This is a genomic window from Actinomadura alba (assembly GCF_014323705.1).
In the GTDB taxonomy this organism is placed as follows: Bacteria; Actinomycetota; Actinomycetes; order Streptosporangiales; family Streptosporangiaceae; genus Actinomadura_C; species Actinomadura_C alba.
Genome location: NZ_JABVEC010000005.1, coordinates 207006 through 230126 on the forward strand (window position 1 = coordinate 207006; position 23121 = coordinate 230126).

The following is a 23121-nucleotide window of genomic DNA, read 5'->3' on the forward strand; positions in this document are numbered from 1 at the left end:
AATGTCGTAGCAATGCAGCAAGGCTACGAAAGTTTCTGTCAGAAACATCTTGTACAACGCGGGTCAGGGTCTTAATGTCACCTCACCCGCATGGTGTCCGCTCCACCTCGAGCGTCTGCAGATGTCACCCGAGAGAAACGAGCATTCGATGTCACGGAGCATCACAGCAGCCGGAGCGAGGTGGTCCAGCACGCCGGCGCGGTGGGCCGCGATGTCGGTCCAAGCGGCGACCGCGGCCACTGTCGCACTCAGCGTCGCGCTCGGCGGCACGGCCATCGCCGACACGGGCGCGCGCGCCGCTTCGACCCCCGTCGTGACGCGCGCCGCTCTCGCCCCGTCGCTCGTCGCCGGCCGAGGCGCCGACGTCGACTTCGCCGAGCAGGAGGCGGAGAACGTCCGGACGAACGGCACGATCATCGGCCCGGACCGTACCGCGTACACGCTGCCGGCGGAGGCGTCCGGCCGTAGGGCGGTCAAACTGACGCCGGGTGAGCACGTCGAGTTCACGCTGCCCAGCGCGGCGAACGCCATCACCGTGCGGTACAGCATCCCGGACGCCCCGGGCGGCGGCGGCATCACGGCGCCGCTCGACGTCACGGTGAACGGCGAGAACCGGACCACCATGACGCTCACGTCGCAGTACGCGTGGCTCTACAACCAGTATCCGTTCACGAACGACCCGGACGCCGACCTGCTGCACCCCGACTGGTGGATCACCGAGTGCTCCTGCGTGCCCAACGCCACGACTCCGGCCCCCACCATCGCGAAGCCGTTCCGCCCGAACCACTTCTACGATGAGCAGCGCCTGTTGCTCGGCCGGAAGTACCGCGCGGGTGACAAGGTGCGGCTGACGGTTCCCGCCGGGAGCAACGCGGCATGGACGGTCATCGACCTGCTCGACTCACAGCTCGTCGGCGCACCGCGCATCAGGCTCGTCGCGGCGAACGTGCTGGCGTTCGGCGCCGACCCGCTCGGCCGGCGCGACTCCGCCGACGCGTTCGACAAGGCGATCGCCTTCGCGAAGCGTGAGCACCTCAAGGTCTACATCCCGCCGGGCCGCTACCAGGTGAACCGCCACATCATCGTCGACAACGTGACGATCGAGGGTGCCGGCAGCTGGTACACGATCATCAAGGGCCGCGAGGTGGCACTCAATCCCCCGGCCCCTGACGGTTCGGTCCACACCGGCGTCGGCTTCTACGGCAAGGACGCATCGGCGGGTGGAAGCAGGAACGTCCACCTTTCCGGCTTCGCGATCGAGGGCGACGTCCGCGAGCGCATCGACACCGATCAGGTGAACGGCGTCGGCGGGGCGATGAGCGACTCGACCATCGACGGCCTTTACATCCGCCACACCAAAGTGGGCATGTGGTTCGACGGACCGATGACGAACCTGCGGATCACGAACAACGTCATCGTCGACCAGATAGCCGATGGTCTCAACTTCCATACCGGCGTCACGAACTCGGTCGTGTCGAACAACTTCATCCGCAACTCCGGTGACGACGGCCTCGCCATGTGGTCGGAGAAGACCGCCAACGCCCGCAACACGTTCGACCACAACACCGTGCAGACGCCGGTCCTCGCGAACGGCATCGCCATCTACGGCGGCCTCGACAACACCGTCTCCGGCAACCTCATCGCCGACCCGATCCGTGAGGGCAGCGCCATCCAGGTCGGTTCCCGGTTCGGCGCCGAGGCGTTCACCGGACATCTATGGATCAAGGACAACACCACGGTACGGGCCGGCACCTACGAGCTGAACTGGAACATCGGCCTCGGAGCCATCTGGATCTATGCGCTCGAGAAGAACATCGACGCCGATATCCAGGTGGTCGGTGACCACTTCCTCGACAACACGTACAACGCGATCATGCTGGTCAGCGAATGGTCGGTGAAGGATCTGTACTCGATCACGAACGTCCACTTCAAGGACATCAGGGTCGACGGCACGGGCACCTCGGTCGTCAGCGCTCGCGTGGCGGGGTCCGCGTCCTTCCAGAACGTCGATGCCCGCAACGTCGGCGCAGTCGGCGTCAACAACTGCGGGTCGTTCCACTTCACGCCCGCCGGCTCGGAGTTCTCACTCACCGACCTCGGCGGCAACGACGGGGGCGGCACGACCGGCCCCTGGCTCGCCCCGTGGGAGCTGCCGAACACCATCACCTGCGACGACCGTCCGCCCGTTGTCGTACCGCCGGCGCCGTCCCCGTGGTGAGGAGCGCGCCTTCAGGCGTGTGTTCGTGCTCGGGTGGGGGTGTGGACATGGATCCCCGTGCAATCCGCGGGAAGCGGTTGGAAATGCGGCAGGGATGCCGGGTTGACCGTCGCGGCCTACAGTGGGTCCATGACGGGCGAGATGTCGCCGATGGGCCGCGGCGATGAGGTGGCGTCACCTGACGATGTGCGTGCGTCGCACGAGGACCGGGATCGGGTCGTCGAGCTGCTGAGGGTGGCCGCTGGTGATGGTCGGCTGACCGCGGATGAACTGGACGAGCGGCTGGAGAAGGCCCTGACCGCGCGTACCCACGGCGAGCTCCGGGTGCTGACCAGGGACCTGCCGGCCGCTCGCGACCTCATTGCGGGCGCGTCGGCCCCACAGCCGAGAGAATCGGTCCGCATCGACTGCCATAGCGGCAGCACGAAGCGTGACGGCCGCTGGCTCGTGCCACAGCGGATACACGTGCACCTATCGAGCGGCAGCGTGACACTGGACTTCACCGAGGCGGTGATCACGCAGCCGTCGCTCCAGATCGAGGTGGACATGCGCAGCGGCATGCTGACGCTGGTGACGAAGCCCGGCGTCATGGTCGATGCCGATGACGTCGCGGTCCGGAGCGGCAGCGTAAAGGTCCGGGCACCATGGGATCGTGACATCCCCACTACTCTGCGGATCCACGTGTCGGGCAAGGTGGCGAGCGGCAGCATCTCGGCACGCCCGCCGCGCCGGACCTTCTGGCAGTGGCTTCGGCGGCGTCCCAGGCCCTATGCGCTTGCCCCACCCTGACCTACGGCACTGGCTGAGGGCTTCCTCGGCGGCATTCGGCGGCGCATACGCGAAACCCCGGCGACAGGTGGTCTAGCCGGTCAGCCGGGGTTCGATGTGATCATCTGGGGTGCCCCCGGCAGGATTCGAACCTGCGGCACACGGTTTAGGAAACCGTTGCTCTATCCCCTGAGCTACGAGGGCTTGTCGCTGGTCAGAGCCTAGCGGAGCCGACCTGCTGTACGTCCGGCGACCTGATCATTGCACAGATATCGCCCTGGCTCCGACCGGCCGGTCCGACGGCTGCTCACCGTCCTGGTACAGGGTACGTGCTCAGCTCGAGTCACGTGTCATCAATATCGGCGCGTGTCCCGTGCGAGATCCCTCGACCGGTCACCTCGTTTGTCGTCGCCCACCCCTCGGGCATCGGGGCGGACATCCCCGGTCCTGCGCCGTACCGAGACGTGTTGTCGGTCTGCTCGCCATGTCGTGTCTCAGCATGAAGGCCCGGCTGTGGTCGTACCGGCGCGACAGTCGGGGCGATCTTTGGTATGCATCCTGCATGCGACCGGAAATAGTGGTGTCAGTGACCTCCCTGGTCGGTGTGGGCGTCGGCGGTGCCCTTTCCTATCTGGCTCAGCTCACCACGCAATGGCACGTGAGTCGTCATGAGTCGAACCGTCAGGCGAAGGAACTGGCTGAGAGACGGCGCACAGAGCGGCTTGAAGTACTGCGGCAGTTCATTGAAGCCACCCAGGAAGCCGAGCGTGCCGCTGGAGAAAAAGAGGATAGCTCCGAATGGTGGGCCACTTCTGAGAACGCCATGGATCGTCTTTGGGTGCAGGGACGCATGATCTATCTGTTGTTCGGGCCGTCTCTTTATGAACCCGCTCATGCATACAGCTGGGCCCTGAACCAGGCGATGAATAGGGAGATCGAACCCGACGGCGCCACGTCGCGGTGGGCTTTCATCGAACTCATCGATGAGCCCAAGGTCGCGTTCCTCGCTGCCGCTCACACCGAGTTGGGTTGAAGCCGCAAGCCCGAACGGACGACGAGCGAGCAGAGTGTGTTCGCCGACGAACCCTATCGCCGGGTCAACGACTCTACGTACGACTAGGCAGGCTGCGGCCACTGGGCGTGGTGCGCGAGCGTGGTCCAGGTCCGTGGGGACAAATAGGCCATAACCATCATCCTGTAGGAAATTGTTGGCGGTAACGGCGCCGAGTATCGAAGAATTTCCAGCAAAGAATTGTGGTTCGCTCAAGTGTTCGATAACATTCGTTGGACGGTGGGCGGGAGGTGCTCCGATGACGGTCCAGCAGGATGCTCCAATGGCCTGGGAAGATCTTGCGGGATTTCCTCCCGGGCCGCATCTGGCTTTTGCTCTTGCTGATGCCGAGTTGGTGGGTTTGTCGGATGTGGAATTGACTGCGGTGATCGCGGCGGCGCGGCGGCAGACGTCGTGGACGCAGGCGTTGGAGTTGGCGGCGGTGGCGGAGTTGTCACGGCGTCGTCATGACCAGGAGTCGGGTCTGGCCGCTCAGGGCATGGGGCAGTTGCAGATCAATGCGATCGTGGTCGATGAGGTGTCGCTGGCGTTGACTCTGACGGGCACCGCGGCCGCCGGGTGGGTGTGTTTGGCCGAGCAGCTCGCCGACGACCTCCCGGTGACGGCGGCGGCCCTGGTGACCGGTCGGATCGACCTGAAGCGGGCTCAGATCATCGCGGACGCCCTGCGTGGCGTCGAGCGTGCTGTGGCCACCGAGGTGGAGACCGCCGTCGCTGACGATGCGCCCGGCCTGACCGCGGCACGGTTGCGGCCTCGCGTCAAGCGGGCGATCAGGGCGGCCGATCCGCAGGCGTTCGAACAGCGCCGGCGGGCGGCGCGTGATGAACGCCGGCTGGAGTTGTGGGACAACGCCACCGGCACCAGCGACCTGGCGATCCGCAACATCACCACCGGTGACGGTCACGCCATCTACAACCGGATCAATGCCGCCGCCCAAGCCCTCAAAACCGACGGCGACCCACGCCCCATCGACCACATCCGCGCCGACCTCACACTCGCCCTGCTCCGCGGGCTCCCCCTGCCCGAGGCCATCCGCGACCTGCTCACCGGCGGTATAGACCCCGCACCAGGTCAGGCAGACCGTGAACCGGCCCCCACACGCGCGGGTGACGACGACGGTGCGGATCTCCTCGACGCGATGGACCGGCAGATCACCCAGGCCCTGGCCGGCATCACCGAGGAGCATCTGCGCGACCTGCTGACCCAGGCCCGCCTGGACGGGCGGTTGGACGGGCTCGCCCTGCTCATCACCCAAGCCACCCAGGCCATGGCCGATGGCCTGCAACGCCTGCGCGACAGCTGGTGCCAGAGCACCGGCAACGACCCTGATCGGCACGGTCACGACGGCTACCGGCCCCCCGCCGGGATGCGACGGCTCATCGAACGCCGCCACCGCACCTGTGTCTTTCCGACCTGCAACGCACGCTCGACACGCTGCGACCTCGACCACACCCGGCCCTACGACAAAGGCGGGGCCACCTGCCGCTGCAACCTGGCCCCACTTTGCCGCAGACATCACAAACTCAAGCAGCACCGCCGGTGGCGGCTCTTTCAGTTATGGCCCGGGCTGCTCATCTGGATCACACCCACCGGAACCTGGCACATCATCACACCCGACCTGCGGGAATGAGGGGCGACCACCCGCACGAACGCGCCCTCCGATCAACAGACGGACAACCACACAGGCGGGACGCATCGGCGGCATGCCCGAAAGCACTTCGCGAACGCCTACGCCTCACAGGCACCGCACCGTCAACCATCACCGCACTGTCACGGCACACCGACACCGGACCGGTGGGCGGGCCGAACCCGCTCTGCCTCCGCGAGGAGGCCATCGAGCGTGCGGAGTCCGAGACGCGTACTCGCCGAGCCGCGTAAGGCGGGTCCGGACATGGGGCGCATCTCGGGTGTGCTTCTGGCAGCTGTGGGCAACTTGGGACGTCATGGACCATCACCGTCTGTTGCTCGGTACGCTCCTGTCCGTGGCAGGTAGGCATCGTGAGAAGACGCATGCGCAGCCGGAGGGCGGTGACGACGCTCCGATGGAGCGGTCGCCCGCCCTGGCGCCCCCGCCTCTCGGCGACCGGTTGCGGGCGAACAGCGGGGCCGTCCTGCTGGTCACGGGATTGCTGCTGACCGGAGTCGCACTCGCCGGGTTCGGTGCGACCCGGCACTACGGTACGGAGCCCGCCGCCAAGCCGGAGACATCGCAGGAGCCGCGCGGCGGCGCGACCGAGCGGCCCACGCCCCGTGCCTATCCGACCCGCGGGGAGCTCGTCCCCCCGGCCCCGGCGAGCCCGACCCCGAAGGCGACCACAACGTCGACACCGCGCTCCACCAGGTCGAGTACAAGGCCGCCGAGGGTGCGGTTCGATCGACGCTGCCCCGGCGACTGGCGCCGGTTCCCGCCATTGCGCGAGTGGTGTGAGCAGAACGGTTACCAAACTGACTGAGATCTCCTGATTTCTCAGGGTCACATCTGATTCGCAGGGAAACGTGTAGTAACGTTCCTGGCGCTGTCACCCCCCACAGCATCCGGAGTGTCCACGTGTCAGGTCCCCGGTCAGCCGTGCTGACCGCGGTCTTCCTGGCGATGGCGTTGCTTGCGCAGATCAGCGCACCGCACACGTTCATGTCGCCGGGTATCGCCGCGCAGCGTGTCAGCAGTGATCCGGTCGAGGTTCTCCATCGCCAGGCGACCAAGGCGCGCGCCGATCTGGAGAAGGCCACCGAACAGTGGGAGACCCAGCGGAAGTCGCTGGTCGCGTCACAGCGCAAGCTCCAGCTCACCCTGCGCGATCTCGGTCAGGCCGACGCGCAGCTCGACGTGATGCGCGGCCCGATCGCCCAGCTCGCGAACGCCGCCTATCAGCAGAAGGGCTCGGGCGGCACGATGGCCGTCTTCGGCATGCAGGCGCCGGTGTCGGGGCTGCGTGGAGCGGCGGACATCAGTTACATCGCCACCGGGCAAGACGCGCTGGTGAAGCAGGCGAACACGCTCAGGCAGCGCCGCGAGAAGCTGGCCTCCACCGCGCAGGCGCTGCAGTCGGACAACGCGGTCGAGCAGGCCAAACTTCAGCAGTCGGTCGATGCGCTGCGGCAGCGGTCGGGACAGCTCACGAAGCAGCTCACCCAGATGCTCGACCGGATGCGGGCCAGCCGGGACCGGCGGCTTGCTCTCGGTTGTGACCGTGGCCTGGTGGCCGACGCGCGCAAGTACCCGAACGGGCTCGTCCCGGAGCGCTACCTGTGCGCCCTGCCGCAGAAGGGCATGAAGCTGCGGGCGGATGCGGCGCTGGCGTTCTACAAGCTCAACTCCGCCTACAAGAAGCGCTTCAACGTCGACATGTGCGTACGGGACGCCTACCGCAGCCTGTCGTCGCAGCAGAGCATCTACTACCAGCGGCCCGGCTTCGCCGCCGTCCCGGGGCGCAGCAACCACGGCCTCGGCACGGCCCTCGACTTCTGCGGCGGTGTGCAGAACCAGGGCTCGCTGCAGTTCAACTGGCTGCGGGCCAATTCCCAGAAGTACGGCTGGTTCCACCCGGCGTGGGCTTACAGCAACCCGTTCGAGCCCTGGCACTGGGAGTACGACCAGCAGGCGGGCTGAGCGGGCGGTCAGCGGCCGGCGGCGACCGTCACCGACAGGCCCGCGCCCGCGCCCGCGAGTGCCATGGCCTGTTCCCGGCTCGTGGCCACGACGACGAGCGCGCCGTGGTCACCGGGAGGTTCGCGTGGTACGGCGATGACCGGTACCGACGACACGACCATACGGGCCCGCCGCCCGTACGCCGGGACGATGTCCTCCAGCGGGCCACCTGCCGCGACCGCCAGAATGTCGATCCGGTCGCCGGCGTGCAGCAGCCGTACGGCACCCGCGTCCGCGACCCGTACCGGTGCCGCGACGACGTCCGGGCCGTAGCCGTCCAGCAGTCCCGCGCCCAGCAGCCCGGCGTCGGTGAGCGGCTCACCTCGCCGCATCGGCCCGGCGAGCACTCGGCCGGCGAGCGCTCGGCCGGTGAGCGCCCGGCCGGGGCCGCCGGACCGTACGGCTCCGTCGGGCACTGCACGGGTGGGCAGCGCGACCACGCGGAGGTCTCGCGCGCGGAGCGTCGTGCCGCCGGGCAGGTCGCGGGAAGCCGCGAGGATCTGTACGGAGGGCGGCGGTGACGGCCGCAGCGCGAGCAGCCCGAACCCCGTCGCGGCGGCCGCGAGCACGGCAGCGAGCGGGCGGCGGTGGCGGGCTAACCGGATGCGGACGGCCGCCGGGAGCCCGGCGCCCGAGGGGACTTCGGCGTCCGGCGGGCGGTGCCGCCGCGGTGTGCTCACGGCAGCTCCAGGGGGAGCTTCATGCCGTCGAGCGCATGCGCGCAGGGGCAGTCGCGCTCGGCCGGGAGCGCGGCGGCCGCCTCGGCGACGACGGGGCGGAGCCGGCCGATGTTCTCGGCGAAGACGCGGTAGACCTCGTCCATGGTGACCCCCGCGCCCTCCTCGATCCCAGCGTCGAGATCGGTGACCAGACAGACCGGGGTGTAGCAGAGCGCCAGCTCGCGGGCGAGTACGGCCTCGGGGTGCCCGGTCATGCCCACCAGGGTCCAGCCCTGTGCGGCGTACCACCGTGACTCGGCGCGCGTGGAGAACCGTGGGCCCTCGATGACCACGAGCGTTCCGCCGTCAACGGGCGGCCAGCCCGCCGCGCCGGCGGTGTCGAGGGCGGTACGGCGGCCCACCGGACAGTACGGGTCGGCGAAGGACAGGTGCACCGCGCCGCCCTCGTCGTAGAAGGTCTGCGTACGGCCGTAGGTGCGGTCGACGAGCTGGTCGGGGATGGCCAGCGTGCCCGGTCCGTGCTTCGGGGTGAGTGAGCCGACCGCGCTGGGGGCGAGAACCTGCCGGACTCCGACCGAGCGGAGCGCCCACAGGTTGGCCCGGTACGGGATCTTGTGCGGCGGATAGCGGTGGTCGCGGCCGTGGCGCGGGACGAAGGCGACCCGACGGCCGGTGGGCAGCGTGCCGACGGCCACCGGGTCGCTGGGCGGGCCGTAGGGCGTGTCGACGGTGATCTCCTCGACGTCGTCGAGGAAGGAGTAGAAACCTGAGCCGCCGATGACTCCGACCTCGGCGACGAACTGTGACGTGGTCATGGCGCCGACCCTAACCGCCGCCGCGCCGCCCTGGGAGACGACCCCGTGCGCCCTGTGGACAACCTCCGGCGACGACGACCTCCGGCGACGACGACCTCGGCCACGACGATCCCGGCGGCGACCGCGAGCGCCGAAGGCCGTGATCTCGCAGTCGCCTGTGGGTGGGGCGACTGCGAGATCACGGTGGGGGAGGGTGGGTCAGTGGGTGGTCTCGAGGACCCGGTGCCCGGTGCCCTCCATGGTCGCCGCCGGAGATTCGCCCCTGGCCAGGCGGCCGGGGAGCCAGATCCGCCGGCCGATGTCGAACGACAGCGCCGGCAGCAGTAGCGACCGGACGATGATCGTGTCGAGCAGCACGCCGAACGCCACCACGAAGCCCATCTCGGCCAGGGTCACCAGTGGCAGCGTGGCCAGGGCCGCGAAGGTGCCCGCCAGCACGATGCCGGCCGAGGTGATCACACCGCCGGTGACCGTGAGCCCGCGCAGGATGCCGGGCCGGGTCCCGAGCAGAGCCGACTCCTCCCGTACGCGGTGCATGAGGAAGATGTTGTAGTCCACGCCGAGGGCGACGAGGAAGATGAAGGCCAGCAGCGGGAACCCGGCATCGGTGCCCTCGAAGCCGAAGAGGTGCTTGAAGATCAGCGCACTGGCACCGAGCGAGGCCGCGAAGGACAGCAGCACCGTGGCCATCATCAGCAGCGGTGCCACGATCGCCCGCAGCAGCGCGACGAGGATCAGCATCACGACGAGGAGCACGATCGGGATGATCACCATGTTGTCCCGGTCGGAGGCCCGGTTGATGTCCAGGGTGGTGGCGGTCGTCCCGCCGACCTTGGCGTTCGCGTCCGCCACCCCGTGCACGTTGTCGCGCAGTGTCTCGATCGTACGGGCGGCCGCCTTGCTGTCGGCGGCGTCCCGCAATGTCGCCTCGAGCTGTACGAGGCCGTTCACGGTGACCGGTTCGCCGACCTCGGCCACGCCCGGCGTACGGGCGATGGTCTCGCCCAGCGGGCCCGCCGCGGAGGCGTTGCCGATCACGACCGCCGGGCTTCCGGAGCCCGCCGGGAAGTGCCGTGCCAGGACCTCTTCACCGACGATCGAGTCGGGCTTGCTCACGAACTGGCCGGCGTTGGACAGCCCGCCGGCGTTCAGCGAACCGAGCCCGAACGTCAAGGCGATCAGCCCGACCGAGGTGACCGCCCAGATGACCCGGGGACGGGCGCTGATCACGCGGGCGACACGGGACCAGATCCCGTGCTCCTTCTCGAAGCCGTCGGGCTTCTCGTACTTCGCGTCGTAGCGGGGGATGAGCGGCCAGAACACCCACCGGCCGAAGATGACGAGCAGCGCCGGCAGCAGCGTGGTCATCGCCGCGAGGGCGCAGATGACGCCGGCGGCGGCGACCGGACCGAGGCCCTTGGTGGAGTTCATCTCGGCCATGAGCAGGCACAGCAGGCCGACGGCGACGGTGGCCGCCGAGGCGATGAGCGCCGGGCTCGCCCGGTGCAGCGCGAACGCCATGGCCTCGTGCCGGTCCTCGTGCCGGTGCAGTTCCTCGCGGTAGCGGGCCACGAGCAGCAGCGCGTAGTCGGTCGCCACGCCGAAGACCAGGACGGTGAGGATGCCCGCGCTCTGACCGTTGACGGTGAGGTCGGCGTACTTCGCCAGCAGGTAGACCGCCGACTGGCTCATGCCGAGTGCGACGAGCGCCGACAACACCGGGACGATCCACAGGGTCGGGCTCCGGTAGATCAGCAGGAGCAGGACGATCACGACGATGGCGGCGGCGATCAGTAGGAAACCGTCGAGGCTATCGAACACCTTGAACATGTCCGCGCCGCCGCCGGCCTGTCCGGTGACGTGCGCGGCGAGCCCGGGCGGGCCGCGCTTGGCGAGATCGCGGGCGTCGTCGACGGCCTTGATGAGGTCGACGTCCTTCAGCGGGACGAAGGTCTGCAGCGCCTTGCCGTCCTTGGACGGGAACGGGCCCTGCGGCTGTTCGGCGCCGGGCAGCTGGGCGAACTGACGGGTGTCGGCCTGGGCCTTGGCCTGGTCCGCCGCCGTGATGCCGGCCGGGCGCTCGTAGACGATGACCGCCAGCATCGTCTCGTCCTTGCGGAACTGCTCCTGCAGTTTCGTGACCTGGGTCGACTCGGCACCGGCCGGCAGCCATGCGGCGGCGTCGTTCTCCTCGACGTCGCCGAGCTTGCCGGCGAGCGGGCCGAGGGCGCCGAGGATCACCACCCAAAGCGCGAGTACGACCCATTTCGTCCGGCGTCCGGCCGGTATGCCCGCGAAGCGATACCGCTTCGTCGTGGGCTCGGCCTGTCCTGAAGCGCCCATGTCCCTCTCCGTTTTTCAAGATATATCGTGAGCTAGCTTAGAATGTCTCTGATGCCGAGACTTGTCAAGTACTATCGCGTTAGCGCCTGACTCGGAACTCGTCGAGTTCGGCCTCGCCGTGCACAGGACAAATCGTCTCCGCCGGGCGCCGACTCCGCGTCCTCCAGCGGATGTGATCGCGTCAGGTCCCGGTGGAGTAGCGGGCCTGGAGCGCCTACGCCGTACGGACGAGTCGCCCCCTCGACCTTCCGGCGTAGACGCCTGCGTCCTTTGACCCATGAGTCGGCTTGATCCATGAGTCGGCGTTCGGGCCGGCGACCGCCCGTTGTACGGTCGGGGAGGGCGTTCCGTGGTCAGGGACAGGGCGAGGCGAGGCCAGGTGGAGCAGGCCGAGGTCGTGGCGGCGGCACAGGCGGGCGACGAGGCGGCGTTCGGGCTGCTCTTCGAGGAGTACCGCCGGGAGCTCCGGGTGCACTGCTACCGCATGCTCGGCTCGTTCGAGGACGCGGAAGATCAGGTACAGGAGACGTTCCTGCGCGCCTGGCGCAGACGGGAGACCTTCCAGGGGCGCTCCACCTTCCGCGCCTGGCTGTACCGGATCGCCACCAACGCCTGCCTCGACCTCCTCGACCGCCATCCGCGCCGACCCCGGCCTCGCCAGGAGCCGGTGGCGGCGAGCGTCGACGCCGCGTCGGCGCCGACGACCCAGATCTACTGGATCCGGCCGTACCCCGACCGGCTGCTCGAGCCGGCCGCCCCGGGCGACGCCGAACCGGACGCTACGGTCGTCGCGAAGGAGACGATCGAGCTCGCCTTCCTGACCGCGATCCAGCACCTGCCGCCGAGGCAGCGCGCCGTGCTGATCCTGCGCGACGTGCTCGGCTGGTCGGGACAGGAGACAGCCGACCTGCTCGAGGTGAGCGTCGCCACGGTGAAGAGCGCGCTCCAGCGGGCCCGGCCGACGATGCGGGCGCACCTGCCCGGGCGGCGGTCGGAGTGGGCGCCGTCCGCGGACCCCAGCGCGGACGAGCGCGCGTTGCTGCAGCGCTATATCGATGCGATCGAGCAGGCCGACCCTGACATCCTGGCCGCCGTGCTACGCGAGGACGCCGTGCAGACGATGCCGCCGGAGCCGATCTGGATTCTGGGCGGGGAGGCCATCGTGGAGGGCTGGCGCTGGGCCATGGTCGGTCCCGAAGCGTGGGGCGACTGGCGCGTCCTGCCCACGTGGGCGAACCGGCAGCCCGCCGCCGCGGCGTACCTGCGGCGGCCGGGCGAGCCGGTGTTCAGCCCGTCCTGGCTCAGCGTGCTGCGGGTCGAGGACGGCCTGGTCGCCGAGATCACGACCTTCGGTGAAGATGTGTTCCCCCTGTTCGGCCTGCCGGCGACGCTCTGAACGACTACCCGCTCCGAAAAAGATTCCGCGCGACCGATTCCTGTTCCGCCGTCGTGCCGTCTCACCGGTGATCACATCATCCTCGAGAACGGAAGCGATCATGGAGCGACTGCAGAAGCAGGTCCAGGAGGCCATCGACCGGTTGGTCGAGTCGGGAGCGGAGACGGGTCTGCAGGTCGCCGTCTACCGGCACGGCGAGGCGCTGGTCGACGCCGTCGCGGGCGTCGCCGACCCCGAGACCGGGCGCGCGCTCAGCTCCGACACCCCCGTCTTCGTCGCCTCGGTCGGCAAGGCCGTCACGGCGACCGTCGTGCACGTGCTCGCCGAGCGGGGTGCCCTGGACTACGACACCCCCGTCGCCGACCTGTGGCCGGAGTTCGGCGCCCACGGCAAGAAGGGCGTGACCGTACGGCAGGTGCTCACCCACACCGCCGGCGTGCCCGGACTGCCCGCCGACACCACGCCTGAGGACCTGTGCGACTGGGACAAGATATGCGCCGCGATCGCCGACGAGCAGCTGTGGTGGGAGCCGGGCGCCAGCACCGGCTACCACGCCCAGTCGTACGGTTACATCCTCGGCGAGGTCGCCCGCCGCGTGACCGGCCGGCCGATCTCGCAGGTCCTGCGCGAGGACGTGGCGGGGCCGCTGGGCGTCGCCGACGAGCTTTACTTCGGCGTCCCAGAGGCGGAGCTGGGCAGGCTGGCGCGGCTGGACGACGCACCCGCCCCGGCCGACATGCCGGAGATGACCCCCGAGATGCTGGAGCAGATCCCGTTCTTCAAGGTCGTGAACGGGTACACGGCGGCGCCGTTCGCGGTGCTGCCGAACGCCGAGTACGGCAACCGCGCCGATGTGATGATCTCCGACATTCCCGCGGGGGGCACCATGTCCGCGCGTGGTGTGGCGCGGATGTACGCGGCGCTGCTGCACGAGGTGGACGGGGTGCGCCTCGTCGGCCCCGAGCGGCTCCGTGAGATCACCTCCGTGGCCTACAGCGGGGTCGACGAGCTCACGAGCTTCCCGTGCAAGAGGGCCCTCGGCTTCGAGATCGGCCTGCCCACGCCGGGTGCGCCCGAGGCGCCGACGGTGTTCGGGATGGGCGGCACCGGCGGAAGTGCCGCGTACGCCGACACGGCCACCGGAGTGGTCTTCGCCGTCGCCAAGAACCGGATGACCGCCGGGCAGTTCACCGTCGTCGAGCGGATCGGTGAGATCGTCGCCAAGGCCGTCGCCGACGGCTGAGGGGCGGCATGGCGAGGGCCGGGTCCGGGGCCGTCATGCCCCGGATCCGGCCGTGCCGTGGGTCAGGCGACCTTCTCGGACGAGGAGGACGACGAAGAAGAAGATGAGGATGAGGATGAGGAAGATCCCGTGGAGTCGCCGGAGCCGCTCTTGGCCTCGGACTTCGTGGACTCGCCCTTCTTGTCCGACTTCTCCGAGGCACTGGTCGTGGTGGACGAGGAGCCCTTGCCGGAGCCGCGGCTGTCGGTCCGGTAGAAGCCCGATCCCTTGAAGATGATGCCGGCGGCGGAGAACACCTTGCGCAGGCGACCACCGCAGGTCGTGCACTCCGTCATTGGGTCGTCGCTGAACCTCTGTACGACCTCGAGCCGCTCGTCGCACGCGGTGCAGGCGTACTGATAAGTCGGCACGGGCTCCTCCTAGCTGCACACAGCCCCGTCGGGACTGGCACTCTCATCTATCGGCTGCTAATGGTACCTGCGGAATGTTCGCCGGTTACTCACCGGTCTCACCGAACCAGCCGGCCAGCTTGCCGCGCCTGCTGATCGCGCGCAACCGCCGCTCCGCCTCGTCGCGGGCGGCCGCGGTCGCGACGACCAGCAGTACGTCGCCACCACGGATCTCGTCGGTCGGACCGGGCACGAAACTTTGCCCGTCTCGCACGATCAGTGTGATGGACGCCCCGGTGGGCAGGCGCAACTCGAAGATCTCGACACCGCTGAGCTGGGAATCGGGCGGGACCCGGACCTCCAGCAGATCGGCATCGAGTTCCTCCAGCGGCGCCGCCTCCACCTGCAGCTCCCTCGGCTCGCCGTCGACGGTGACCCCGCACAGCCGCGCGAACACCGGCAGGGTAGGTCCCTGGAGCAGGGTGAACACCACGACCACGACGAAGACGAGCGCGAACATGCGTTGCGCCCCCGGCACGGCGTTGGTCATCGGTACGGTGGCCAGCACGATCGGCACTGCGCCTCTCAGGCCGGCCCAGGATAGGAACGCTTTCTCCCGCCAGCTGATTCCGAACCCCAGTGTCGAGATCAGGACCGACAGCGGCCTGGCCAGCAGGACGAGCACAAAGCCGGCGATCAGGCCGGGCAGCACCTGCACAGGCAGTTCCGACGGCGAGGCGAGCAGGCCCAGCATGACGAACAGCCCGATCTGGGACAGCCAGGCGAGACCCTCGGCGAAGCCGCGGGTCGCCGGCCGGTGCGGGAGCCGGGCGTTGCCGAGCGCGAGCGCGCACAGGTAACAGGCCAGGAAGCCGCTCGCGTGGAGCAGGGTCGCGGCACCGTACGAGCCCAGTGCCAGTGACAGCACGGCGATCGGATAGAGGCCCGATGCGGGCAGGGCCACCCTGCGCAGGGCGTAGGCGCCGAGCGGGCCGATCACCAGGCCCACCACGGCGCCGACCACGAGTTCGTACAGCAGGATCGCCAGCAGCGACCACAGGCCCGGCGGGTGCCCGTGGCCGGAGCTGAGCATCACCACGATGATCACGACGGGAGCGTCGTTGAAGCCCGACTCGGCCTCGAGGCTTCCGGCCAGGCGACGCGGGAGCGGCAGCCGTCTGAGCACGGAGAAGACGGCGGCCGAGTCGGTCGGCGCGAGCACGGCACCGAGCAGGAACGCCAGCCGCCAGTCGAATCCGATCAGGTAGTGCCCGGTGAGCGCGACCACGACGACGCTCACCGCCGTGCCGATCGTGGCGAGGGACAGTGCCACGGGGATGCCCGGCCGGACGTCCTTCCAGTTGGTGGTGAGCCCGCCCTCGGTCAAGATCACCACGAGGGCGGCCAAGCCGAGGGTCTGGGCCAGCTCGGCGTTGTCGAAGCGGATGCCGAACCCCGACTCGCCCAGGAGCAGCCCGAGCCCGAGGTAGGCGAGAAGGCTCGGCAGGCCTATCCGGTACGAGAGCCGTACGGCCACGATCGACACGATCACGAGGGCGGCGCCCGAGAGCATCCAGACGTCGAGCCGCACGCACACCGCCCTTCAAACCCGCGATCAGTGGTTGTAGCGATCCTACAGATTTGAGGGGGTACCGCACACTTGTAGTAAAGCGACGGCGGCCGGTCAGCCCTCTCGGGAGCCGCCGGAGCGGCGGTGCACCCGAGGTGCCACCTCGTTCACCACGTTGATCACCGGATCGCCATTGATCGCCGCGGCGATGTTGGCGGCGACCTGCGACAGGATGTTGAGCTGGGCCTGTCCGGTCGCACCGGCGACGTGCGGTGACAGCAGCACGTTCTCGTGCGAGCGGAGCGGATGGTCGGCGGCCAGGGGCTCCGGCTCGAAGACGTCGAGCGCCGCCCCGGCGAGCCGCCCCGAGTTCAGGGCGTCCAGAACGGCCTGGTCCGGGGCGATCCCGCCCCGCGAGACGTTGACGAGGAAAGCCCCCTGCGGCAGCAGCGCGAGCCGCTCCGGGCCGAGCAGCCCGGCGGTCTCGGCGGTGCGGGGCAGCGCCATGACCAGGATGTCGGACCAGCCCAGCAGCTCGTCGAGCTCCAGGTAGGCGGGGGACACGTCGGGGCGCCGGCGTCGCGACCAGTAGGACACCTTGCAGCCGAGCGCCTCGAACAGCCGGGCGGTCTCGGCTCCGATCGCGCCGTACCCGAGGACGCCGACGCGCTGGGTGTGGATCTCACGGGTGCCGCGGCCCAGCAGCTCGGCCTGCGGCCACGAGCCGGAGCGCATCCGCCGGTCGCCCCAGACCAGGTGACGGCACAGGGCGAAGGCGGCGGCCACCGCCCACTCGGCGACCGCGCGGGCGTTGGCCCCGGCGGTGTTCGCCACCGGTACCTCGGCCGCGGTCAACGCCGCCAGATCGCAGCTGTCCACGCCGACCTGCGGCATCTGGACGAACGCCAGGTGAGGCGCGGCCGCGACCGCGTCGGCGTCCAGCGCCAGCACGCCGGTGAAGTCCCCGATCACGAGTTCCGCGTCGGCCAGCGCGGCGTGCAGGCCCTCGCGATCCCGGCTCCGCGGTACGGACACGTCCGCCGCCGGATCGGTGAACAACCGCCGGATGATCGCTTCGTCGAGGGGAGGCAATGCCAGGATCCGCCACGGGCCGTCAGCCATGCGTCATTCCTACCAGAGCGCTACTAATCGGACATAGATGTCGTGGGTCAGGTCGCCGGCCGGGTCCCCGGGAAGCGGTGGAAGCCCCCCGAAGGCGTGACGACGGCCCGGAGCCGCTGGTCGTGCGGTGCGGACGGCAGCGCCTCGACCAGCTCGGCGTCGTACACCAGGCCGACCGTGAGGATCTGCGGGCCGACCCGCGCCAGCGCGCGGTCGTACGACCCGCCGCCCCGGCCGAGGCGCACGCCGGTACGGTCGACCGCCAGCGAGGGGACGATCACGACGTCGGCCGCCTCCACGGCACGCACTCCGCGCGCCTCGGCGGTCGGCTGGAGCAGCCCGTACGGGCCGGGCACGAGCGAGTCGGGCCCCTCGTAGGTCGCCCAGTCGAGATCGCGATCCGGCAGCACCCGGGGGAGCAGCACGTACGTCCCCCGCTTCCAGAGGGCGAACAGCAGCCCGCCGGTGTCGGGCTCGCTGCGGAGCGAGGCGTACGCGGCGATGGAGGCGGCCATCTCCACCTCGGGCAGCGTGAGCAGGGCGTCACGTATCGACCGCGCGGCCGCGGCGCGGTCCTCGGTGCCCATCGCACCCCGCGCGTCGACCGGCAGGGCCGCCCCCGCCGTCTTTCCCGCCGATGTTCCGGCCTGCCCCTCAGGGTCCTGCACGACTCTCCGCCTTCCGGTGACTAGGGTCAACGCATGGCCGACTTCACACCTGTCCTCAAGGCGGTCGTCCCGGCGGCCGGCCTTGGAACCCGCTTCCTCCCCGCCACCAAGGCGACTCCCAAAGAGATGCTGCCCATCGTCGACAAGCCCGCGATCCAGTACGTGGTCGAAGAGGCCGTGTCCGCGGGCCTCACCGACGTGCTCATGGTGACCGGGCGCAGCAAGCGTTCCATCGAGGACCACTTCGATCGAGCCTACGAGCTTGAGGAGGCACTGCACGCCAAGGGCGACGAAGAAAGGCTCGAAGCGGTACGCGAGTCCAGCGAGCTCGCCATCATGCACTACGTGCGCCAGGGCGAGCCCAAGGGGCTCGGGCACGCCGTCCACTGCGCCCGCCAGCACGTCGGCCGCGACCCCTTCGCGGTGCTGCTCGGCGACGACATGATCGACGCCCGCGACCCGCTGCTCACCCGGATGATCGAGGTGCGCAACCAGTACGGCGGCAGCGTCATCGCGCTCATGGAGGTCGAGCCGGACCAGGTCTCCTCGTACGGCTGCGCCGCGATCGCGCCGACCGAGGAGGACGACGTGGTCAACGTGACCGATCTGATCGAGAAGCCGGCCCCCGAGGACGCCCCGAGCCGGTGGATCATCATCGGCCGCTACGTCTGCGATCCCGCGATCTTCGACGTACTGGACAAGACCCCGCCAGGGCGCGGCGGCGAGATCCAGCTCACCGACGCCCTGCGCACGCTCGCCGGCATGGAGGCGAGCGACGGTGGGCAGGTGCACGGTGTGCTGTTCCGGGGGCGCCGCTACGACACCGGCAACAAACTGGAGTACCTCCGCACAGTCGTGCAGTTCGCCTCCGAGCGGCCGGACCTGGCGCCCGAGTTCATGCCATGGCTCCGGGAGTTCGTGGCGGCGCACGACGACGCCTGAACGAGGGGCGGGCGACATCCACGACCACGAAGCCGACACGAGGAGATGAGCTAGGGCGATGAAGAGCGTCGAGGAACACCTCTCCGGGATCCTCAGTGCGGTGCCGCTGCTGGCGCCGCTCGACATCGCCCTGCTCGACGCTGAGGGCGCGTCGCTGGCCGAGCCGGTGACGGCGCCGGTTCCGCTGCCGCCCTTCGACAACTCCGCCATGGACGGGTACGCGGTCTGCGCCTCCGACGTGATGGCGGCGTCGCCGGAGACGCCGGTGTCGCTGCCCGTCATCGGCGACGTCATGGCGGGCGACCAGGCCATCTCGGCGATCGAGCCCGGCCTGTGCGCGCGGATCATGACCGGTGCGCCGATGCCCGCCGGGGCCGACGCGGTCATCCCGGTCGAGTGGACCGACGGCGGCACGGTGCGCGTGAACATCGCGCGTGCCGCGCCGCCCGGTCACTACATCAGGCGGGCCGGCGAGGACGTCCGGGCCGGTCAGGTGGTGCTGGAGCCGGGCGTACGGCTGGGCGCGGCGCAGCTCGGCATGCTCGCCGCCGTCGGCCGGGGCCGCGTGCCCGTACGGCCCAAGCCGCGCGTCGTCGTCATGTCCACCGGCAGCGAGCTGCGCGAACCCGGCTCGCAGATCGCCCCGGGGCAGATCTGGGACTCCAACAGCTTCATGCTCGCCGTCGCCGTCCGCGAGGCGGGGGGAGTCGGCTACCGCCAGGCGACGGTGGCCGACGAGTCCGACAAGGTCCTGGAGACGATCAAGGACCAGCTGACCCGCGCCGACGCGATCATCACGACGGGCGGCGTCTCGATGGGTGCCAAGGACGTCGTCAAGGACGTGCTGTCGGGGCTCGGCACCATGGAGTTCAGCAGCGTCGCGATGCGCCCCGGCAAGCCGCAGGGCTTCGGGCTGATCGACGGCATCACGCCGATCTTCACCCTGCCCGGCAACCCGGTGAGCGCGTACGTCTCCTTCCAGGTCTTCGTACGGCCCGCCCTGCGCGCCATGCAGGGGCTGCCGCCCGAGTCGCTGCCCACGGTGCCCGCCGTGCTCACCCAGGAGATCACCTCGCCGCGCGGGGTGCGGCATTACCTGCGCACCCGGCTGAACCGCCCCCCCGGCGGCGAGGACCAGCGCTACGCGGCCACTCCCGCCGAGGGACAGGGTTCCCACCAGCTCGCCGCGCTGTCGTCGGCCGACGGGCTCATCGTCGTGCTCGAGGATGTCGAACGGCTCCCGGCGGGCGCCAGGGTCGACGTGATGAGGTTGCCATGAGCACGGAAGCAGAGGGGGCCGGCAGGGGCCCCTTCACCCATCTGGACGAGTCCGGGGCGGCCCGGATGGTGGACGTGTCCGCCAAGGACGTTTCGGTCCGCACGGCGACCGCCACGGGCTTCGTACGGCTGTCGGCCGGCTGCGTGAGCGCCCTGCGTCAGGGCGACGTCCCCAAGGGCGACGCCCTCGCCGTGGCGCGCATCGCGGGAATCCAGGGCGCCAAGAAGACCCCGGACCTGGTGCCGCTCTGCCACCCCATCGCGCTGCACGGCGTCTCGGTGACGCTCGAGGTACGCGATGCGGGCGTGGCGGTCACGGCGGTGGTCCGTACGGCCGACCGGACGGGTGTGGAGATGGAGGCGCTCACCGCGGTCTCAGTGGCCGGGCTGGCGCTGATCGACATGGTGAAGGCCCTCGATCCGGCCGCTGTGATCACCGATGTACGGGTCGAGGAGAAGACCGGCGGCAAGACGGGTACCTGGCGCCGGGACGGGTAGACCGGCCCGGACAAGTAGGTGATCACGGTGCTGGGAGGGAAGGGCAGATGATCCGCGCGATGGCGCTCTCGGCGTCCAACCGGGCGGCGGCCGGGGTCTACGAGGACCGGTCCGGACCGGTGCTGGTGCAGCTGCTGAGGGAGGCCGGGTGCGAGGTCGAGGGGCCGTTCGTCGTCCCCGACGGTGAGCCGGTCTTCGAGGCCCTGAGGGATGCGGTCGAGGCCGAGTACGACCTCGTGGTGACCACGGGCGGCACGGGGCTGACCCCCACTGACCGGACCCCGGAGATGACCCGGCGGGTCCTCGAACGGGAAGTGCCCGGCATCGCCGAGGCCATCCGGCTCCAAGGGCGCGACAAGGTCCCCGCGGCGATCTTGTCTCGCGGCCTCGCGGGCGTCGCCGGAAGGACGCTCATCGTTAATCTTCCCGGCTCCACGGGTGGCGTTCGGGACGGTATGGCGGTACTGGGTCCGGTCATAATTCACGCGATTGACCAGATACATGGTGGAGATCACCCACGTACTGATTGAGCTGGTGTCAACATTTGATGGCGTCCTGCGCACAGAGCAGGGAATCATGGGATTTGTGGAGCGTATGCGGGGTTGGCCGGTCACCTTGACGGAGGGCCCGATCGGGTTGCGCCCATTGCGGATTCGCGATGCCGCGACGTGGCGGGACATGAGGGTGCGGAACGCCGAGTGGCTCCGTCCGTGGGAGCCCACCAATCCGGAGACCCCGCTGTTCCGCAGTGGGCTCGGGCCGTACATGGGCATGGTGCACACCATGCGCCGCGAGGCGCGGCAGGGCCTCGCCCTGCCCTGGGTCGTCACCTACCAGGGGAGCTTCGCGGGCCAGCTCACCGTGGGTGCGGTGGTGTGGGGCTCCGCCAGGTCGGCACAGATCGGCTACTGGGTCGACCGGCTCGTCGCCGGACGCGGGGTGATGCCCACGGCGGTCGCCATGGCGGTCGATCACTGCTTCTTCACCGTCGGCCTGCATCGCGTCGAGGCCAATATCCGGCCCGAGAACACCGCGAGCCGCCGCGTGGTGGAAAAGCTCGGGTTCCGGGAAGAGGGAATTAGGCGCCGGCAGCTCCACATCGACGGCGCCTGGCGAGATCACATCTGTTACGCGCTCACCGTCGAGGACGTTCCCGGCGGCCTGCGGGCACGCTGGCTCGGTGACTCCCGGCAGGCATTTCCGCGGTCCTCTTCATCTCCGTGAACTTCTGCGATCAACAGAGATTTGGTAAACAACGGGTCACCTTGCGCCCTATCTCGCGACACACCGCCCCTTATGCTCGTCAACTGCTGACACCGGGTCCTACCGTGCGGGACGTGAGCCTACGTGCGCCCAAGGTCAACTCGCGTCCTTGGCGCGCCCAAGAGGTGGGCCCGTGAGCAGCACCCTCCTCTATCTCGCCATCGTCGCGGTGTGGGCGGTCGTCCTCGTGCCCATGTACCTCCGGCGCGACAACGACACGGCCGGCATCTCCCGGCTGCTGCACCGCCGGTCGGGCATGGCCGAGCCGGGCATGGACACGGCCACGGGCGGCACGCTCACCGAGACCGTGACCAGCACCATGACCGAGACGACGGCCGGTGACCGGCCCGACGGCGACGCGGACCGGCACTACGAGCCCTATCCGCGTGATCGTTCTGCGTCCGAGGAGATCTTCGACGAGGATCTGGACGGCCCCGGCCGCCGCGGCGTGCGCCGCGCCACGGTCATCGCCCGGCGCCGGCGCCGTACGTTCCTGCTCACGGTGATGAACCTCACCGGGGTCGGCATCGTGGCCGGCGGCCTCGCCCCCTGGTGGGTGTCGCTCCCACCGGTGGGTCTGCTCGTGTTCCACCTGGCGCTGCTGCGGGTCGCCGTCGGCATGGACGCCGCACGCAACGAGCGGCTGCAGCGGGCCCGAGCCGAGGCCCGGGCCGAGGCGCGCGCCGCCGAGCAGGCGAGGCTCGCCCAAGAGGCCGCCCAGGCGCAGATCATCGATCTGGCCGAGCGCGCCCGGGCCCGCGACGTGTTCGATCAGCATGCCAAGCGGGAGGGCGACGAGGGCGACGTCGCACGCGCCGTCGGCGACTGATCGTCCGCCGGCGCCGTCCGGGCGGAAACCGATGCGCGAACATCCGCCAACCTTTGCTAACCTTGCTGAGTCCTTGGGGATGTAGCGCAGTCCGGTAGCGCACCTCGTTCGCATCGAGGGGGTCAGGGGTTCGAATCCCCTCATCTCCACCAAGGAGTGACTCAGACGCAACGGCACCCACCTGCATCCGTGCAGGTGGGTGCCTTGTTTTGTTGATCGCCACGGTCCGGCTCTGTCCGGCCGTCGTCGATCCGCGGCGGGTGCCTGTGCCGAATACGTGCCGAAGCCTCCAGAGCTGGTGCCGCACCAGGCAACGCCCGGCTGTCACGCGCCTGTGGGGTGCGGAAAGTGAGTCGGTGCTGCTGACCTGCAGGTTGA

Annotated in this window: 21 protein-coding genes and 2 tRNA genes; 15 read left to right on the plus strand and 8 right to left on the minus strand. The window is 69.5% G+C overall.

Annotated elements, in window-relative coordinates:
* Positions 1-211 precede the first annotated feature (211 nt).
* A complete protein-coding gene (locus HKK74_RS09660; RefSeq protein WP_222722073.1) occupies positions 212-2218 on the plus strand; it encodes a glycosyl hydrolase family 28-related protein in 2007 nt (668 codons plus the stop codon).
* A gap of 129 nt (positions 2219-2347) precedes the next feature.
* Complete coding sequence (locus HKK74_RS09665) at positions 2348-3007, plus strand: DUF1707 SHOCT-like domain-containing protein (protein WP_187242768.1); 660 nt, start codon at positions 2348-2350, stop codon at positions 3005-3007.
* Positions 3008-3117: 110 nt separating this feature from the next.
* Here the strand turns inward: HKK74_RS09665 and HKK74_RS09670 are convergent.
* Positions 3118-3190, minus strand: a tRNA-Arg gene (locus HKK74_RS09670).
* 382 nt (positions 3191-3572) lie between these two features.
* On the opposite strand from HKK74_RS09670, the gene HKK74_RS09675 reads away from it, so the two are divergent.
* The 4 genes from HKK74_RS09675 (at position 3573) to HKK74_RS09690 (ending at position 7668) form a co-directional block, all read left to right on the plus strand.
* The gene (locus HKK74_RS09675; protein ID WP_187242769.1) at positions 3573-4019 is read left to right on the plus strand and encodes a hypothetical protein; all 447 of its coding nucleotides are present in this window, start codon (positions 3573-3575) and stop codon (positions 4017-4019) included.
* A gap of 403 nt (positions 4020-4422) precedes the next feature.
* A complete protein-coding gene (locus HKK74_RS09680) occupies positions 4423-5688 on the plus strand; it encodes an HNH endonuclease signature motif containing protein (RefSeq protein ID WP_312881390.1) in 1266 nt (421 codons plus the stop codon).
* 352 nt (positions 5689-6040) lie between these two features.
* The gene (locus tag HKK74_RS09685; RefSeq protein WP_187242771.1) at positions 6041-6511 is read left to right on the plus strand and encodes a hypothetical protein; all 471 of its coding nucleotides are present in this window, start codon (positions 6041-6043) and stop codon (positions 6509-6511) included.
* Positions 6512-6606: 95 nt separating this feature from the next.
* Positions 6607-7668: a D-alanyl-D-alanine carboxypeptidase family protein gene (locus HKK74_RS09690; protein WP_187242772.1), complete on the plus strand. Its 1062-nt coding sequence runs from the start codon at positions 6607-6609 to the stop codon at positions 7666-7668.
* A gap of 8 nt (positions 7669-7676) precedes the next feature.
* On the opposite strand, the gene HKK74_RS09695 is transcribed toward HKK74_RS09690, so the two are convergent.
* The 3 genes from HKK74_RS09695 to HKK74_RS09705 form a co-directional block, all read right to left on the minus strand.
* Complete coding sequence (locus HKK74_RS09695) at positions 7677-8387, minus strand: SAF domain-containing protein (protein ID WP_187242773.1); 711 nt, start codon at positions 8385-8387, stop codon at positions 7677-7679.
* On the minus strand, positions 8384-9202 hold the full coding sequence (locus HKK74_RS09700; protein WP_187242774.1) for an S-methyl-5'-thioadenosine phosphorylase: 819 nt from the start codon (positions 9200-9202) through the stop codon (positions 8384-8386). Before HKK74_RS09700 ends, HKK74_RS09695 begins: the two co-directional genes overlap by 4 nt.
* A gap of 198 nt (positions 9203-9400) precedes the next feature.
* A complete protein-coding gene (locus HKK74_RS09705) occupies positions 9401-11545 on the minus strand; it encodes an MMPL family transporter (protein ID WP_187242775.1) in 2145 nt (714 codons plus the stop codon).
* A 349-nt stretch (positions 11546-11894) separates the two neighbouring features.
* Between HKK74_RS09705 and HKK74_RS09710 the strand changes: the two genes are divergently transcribed.
* Both HKK74_RS09710 and HKK74_RS09715 read left to right on the plus strand, forming a co-directional pair.
* Complete coding sequence (locus HKK74_RS09710; RefSeq protein WP_312881380.1) at positions 11895-12941, plus strand: RNA polymerase subunit sigma-70; 1047 nt, start codon at positions 11895-11897, stop codon at positions 12939-12941.
* A 100-nt stretch (positions 12942-13041) separates the two neighbouring features.
* Complete coding sequence (locus HKK74_RS09715) at positions 13042-14184, plus strand: serine hydrolase domain-containing protein (RefSeq protein WP_187242776.1); 1143 nt, start codon at positions 13042-13044, stop codon at positions 14182-14184.
* A gap of 62 nt (positions 14185-14246) precedes the next feature.
* Here the strand turns inward: HKK74_RS09715 and HKK74_RS09720 are convergent, their stop codons facing one another.
* The 4 genes from HKK74_RS09720 to HKK74_RS09735 all read right to left on the minus strand — a co-directional run bounded on the left by HKK74_RS09720 (position 14247) and on the right by HKK74_RS09735 (position 17933).
* The gene (locus HKK74_RS09720) at positions 14247-14594 is read right to left on the minus strand and encodes an FmdB family zinc ribbon protein (protein WP_187242777.1); all 348 of its coding nucleotides are present in this window, start codon (positions 14592-14594) and stop codon (positions 14247-14249) included.
* Positions 14595-14679: 85 nt separating this feature from the next.
* Entirely contained in the window at positions 14680-16164 is a 1485-nt protein-coding gene (locus tag HKK74_RS09725) for a potassium/proton antiporter (protein WP_312881381.1), read from the minus strand.
* Positions 16165-16257: 93 nt separating this feature from the next.
* Positions 16258-17265 (minus strand): NAD(P)-dependent oxidoreductase, encoded by a 1008-nt coding sequence (locus HKK74_RS09730; protein ID WP_187242778.1) that lies wholly within the window; start codon positions 17263-17265, stop codon positions 16258-16260.
* A 47-nt stretch (positions 17266-17312) separates the two neighbouring features.
* Positions 17313-17933: a 5-formyltetrahydrofolate cyclo-ligase gene (locus tag HKK74_RS09735; protein ID WP_312881382.1), complete on the minus strand. Its 621-nt coding sequence runs from the start codon at positions 17931-17933 to the stop codon at positions 17313-17315.
* A 33-nt stretch (positions 17934-17966) separates the two neighbouring features.
* On the opposite strand from HKK74_RS09735, the gene galU reads away from it, so the two are divergent.
* From galU to HKK74_RS09770, 7 genes are all read left to right on the plus strand, one after another.
* Positions 17967-18875 (plus strand): UTP--glucose-1-phosphate uridylyltransferase GalU, encoded by a 909-nt coding sequence (gene galU / locus HKK74_RS09740; RefSeq protein ID WP_187242779.1) that lies wholly within the window; start codon positions 17967-17969, stop codon positions 18873-18875.
* 58 nt (positions 18876-18933) lie between these two features.
* Positions 18934-20154 (plus strand): molybdotransferase-like divisome protein Glp, encoded by a 1221-nt coding sequence (glp, locus tag HKK74_RS09745; protein ID WP_187242780.1) that lies wholly within the window; start codon positions 18934-18936, stop codon positions 20152-20154.
* Positions 20151-20651 (plus strand): cyclic pyranopterin monophosphate synthase MoaC, encoded by a 501-nt coding sequence (moaC, locus tag HKK74_RS09750; RefSeq protein ID WP_187242781.1) that lies wholly within the window; start codon positions 20151-20153, stop codon positions 20649-20651. Before glp ends, moaC begins: the two co-directional genes overlap by 4 nt.
* A gap of 47 nt (positions 20652-20698) precedes the next feature.
* On the plus strand, positions 20699-21181 hold the full coding sequence (locus HKK74_RS09755; RefSeq protein WP_187242782.1) for a MogA/MoaB family molybdenum cofactor biosynthesis protein: 483 nt from the start codon (positions 20699-20701) through the stop codon (positions 21179-21181).
* A 64-nt stretch (positions 21182-21245) separates the two neighbouring features.
* Positions 21246-21875: a GNAT family N-acetyltransferase gene (locus HKK74_RS09760; RefSeq protein WP_187242783.1), complete on the plus strand. Its 630-nt coding sequence runs from the start codon at positions 21246-21248 to the stop codon at positions 21873-21875.
* Positions 21876-22047: 172 nt separating this feature from the next.
* Positions 22048-22743, plus strand: coding sequence for a divisome protein SepX/GlpR (gene sepX / locus HKK74_RS09765; protein ID WP_187242784.1), 696 nt, complete (start codon positions 22048-22050; stop codon positions 22741-22743).
* A 75-nt stretch (positions 22744-22818) separates the two neighbouring features.
* Positions 22819-22895: transfer RNA gene (locus HKK74_RS09770), tRNA-Ala, on the plus strand.
* Positions 22896-23121 lie beyond the last annotated feature (226 nt).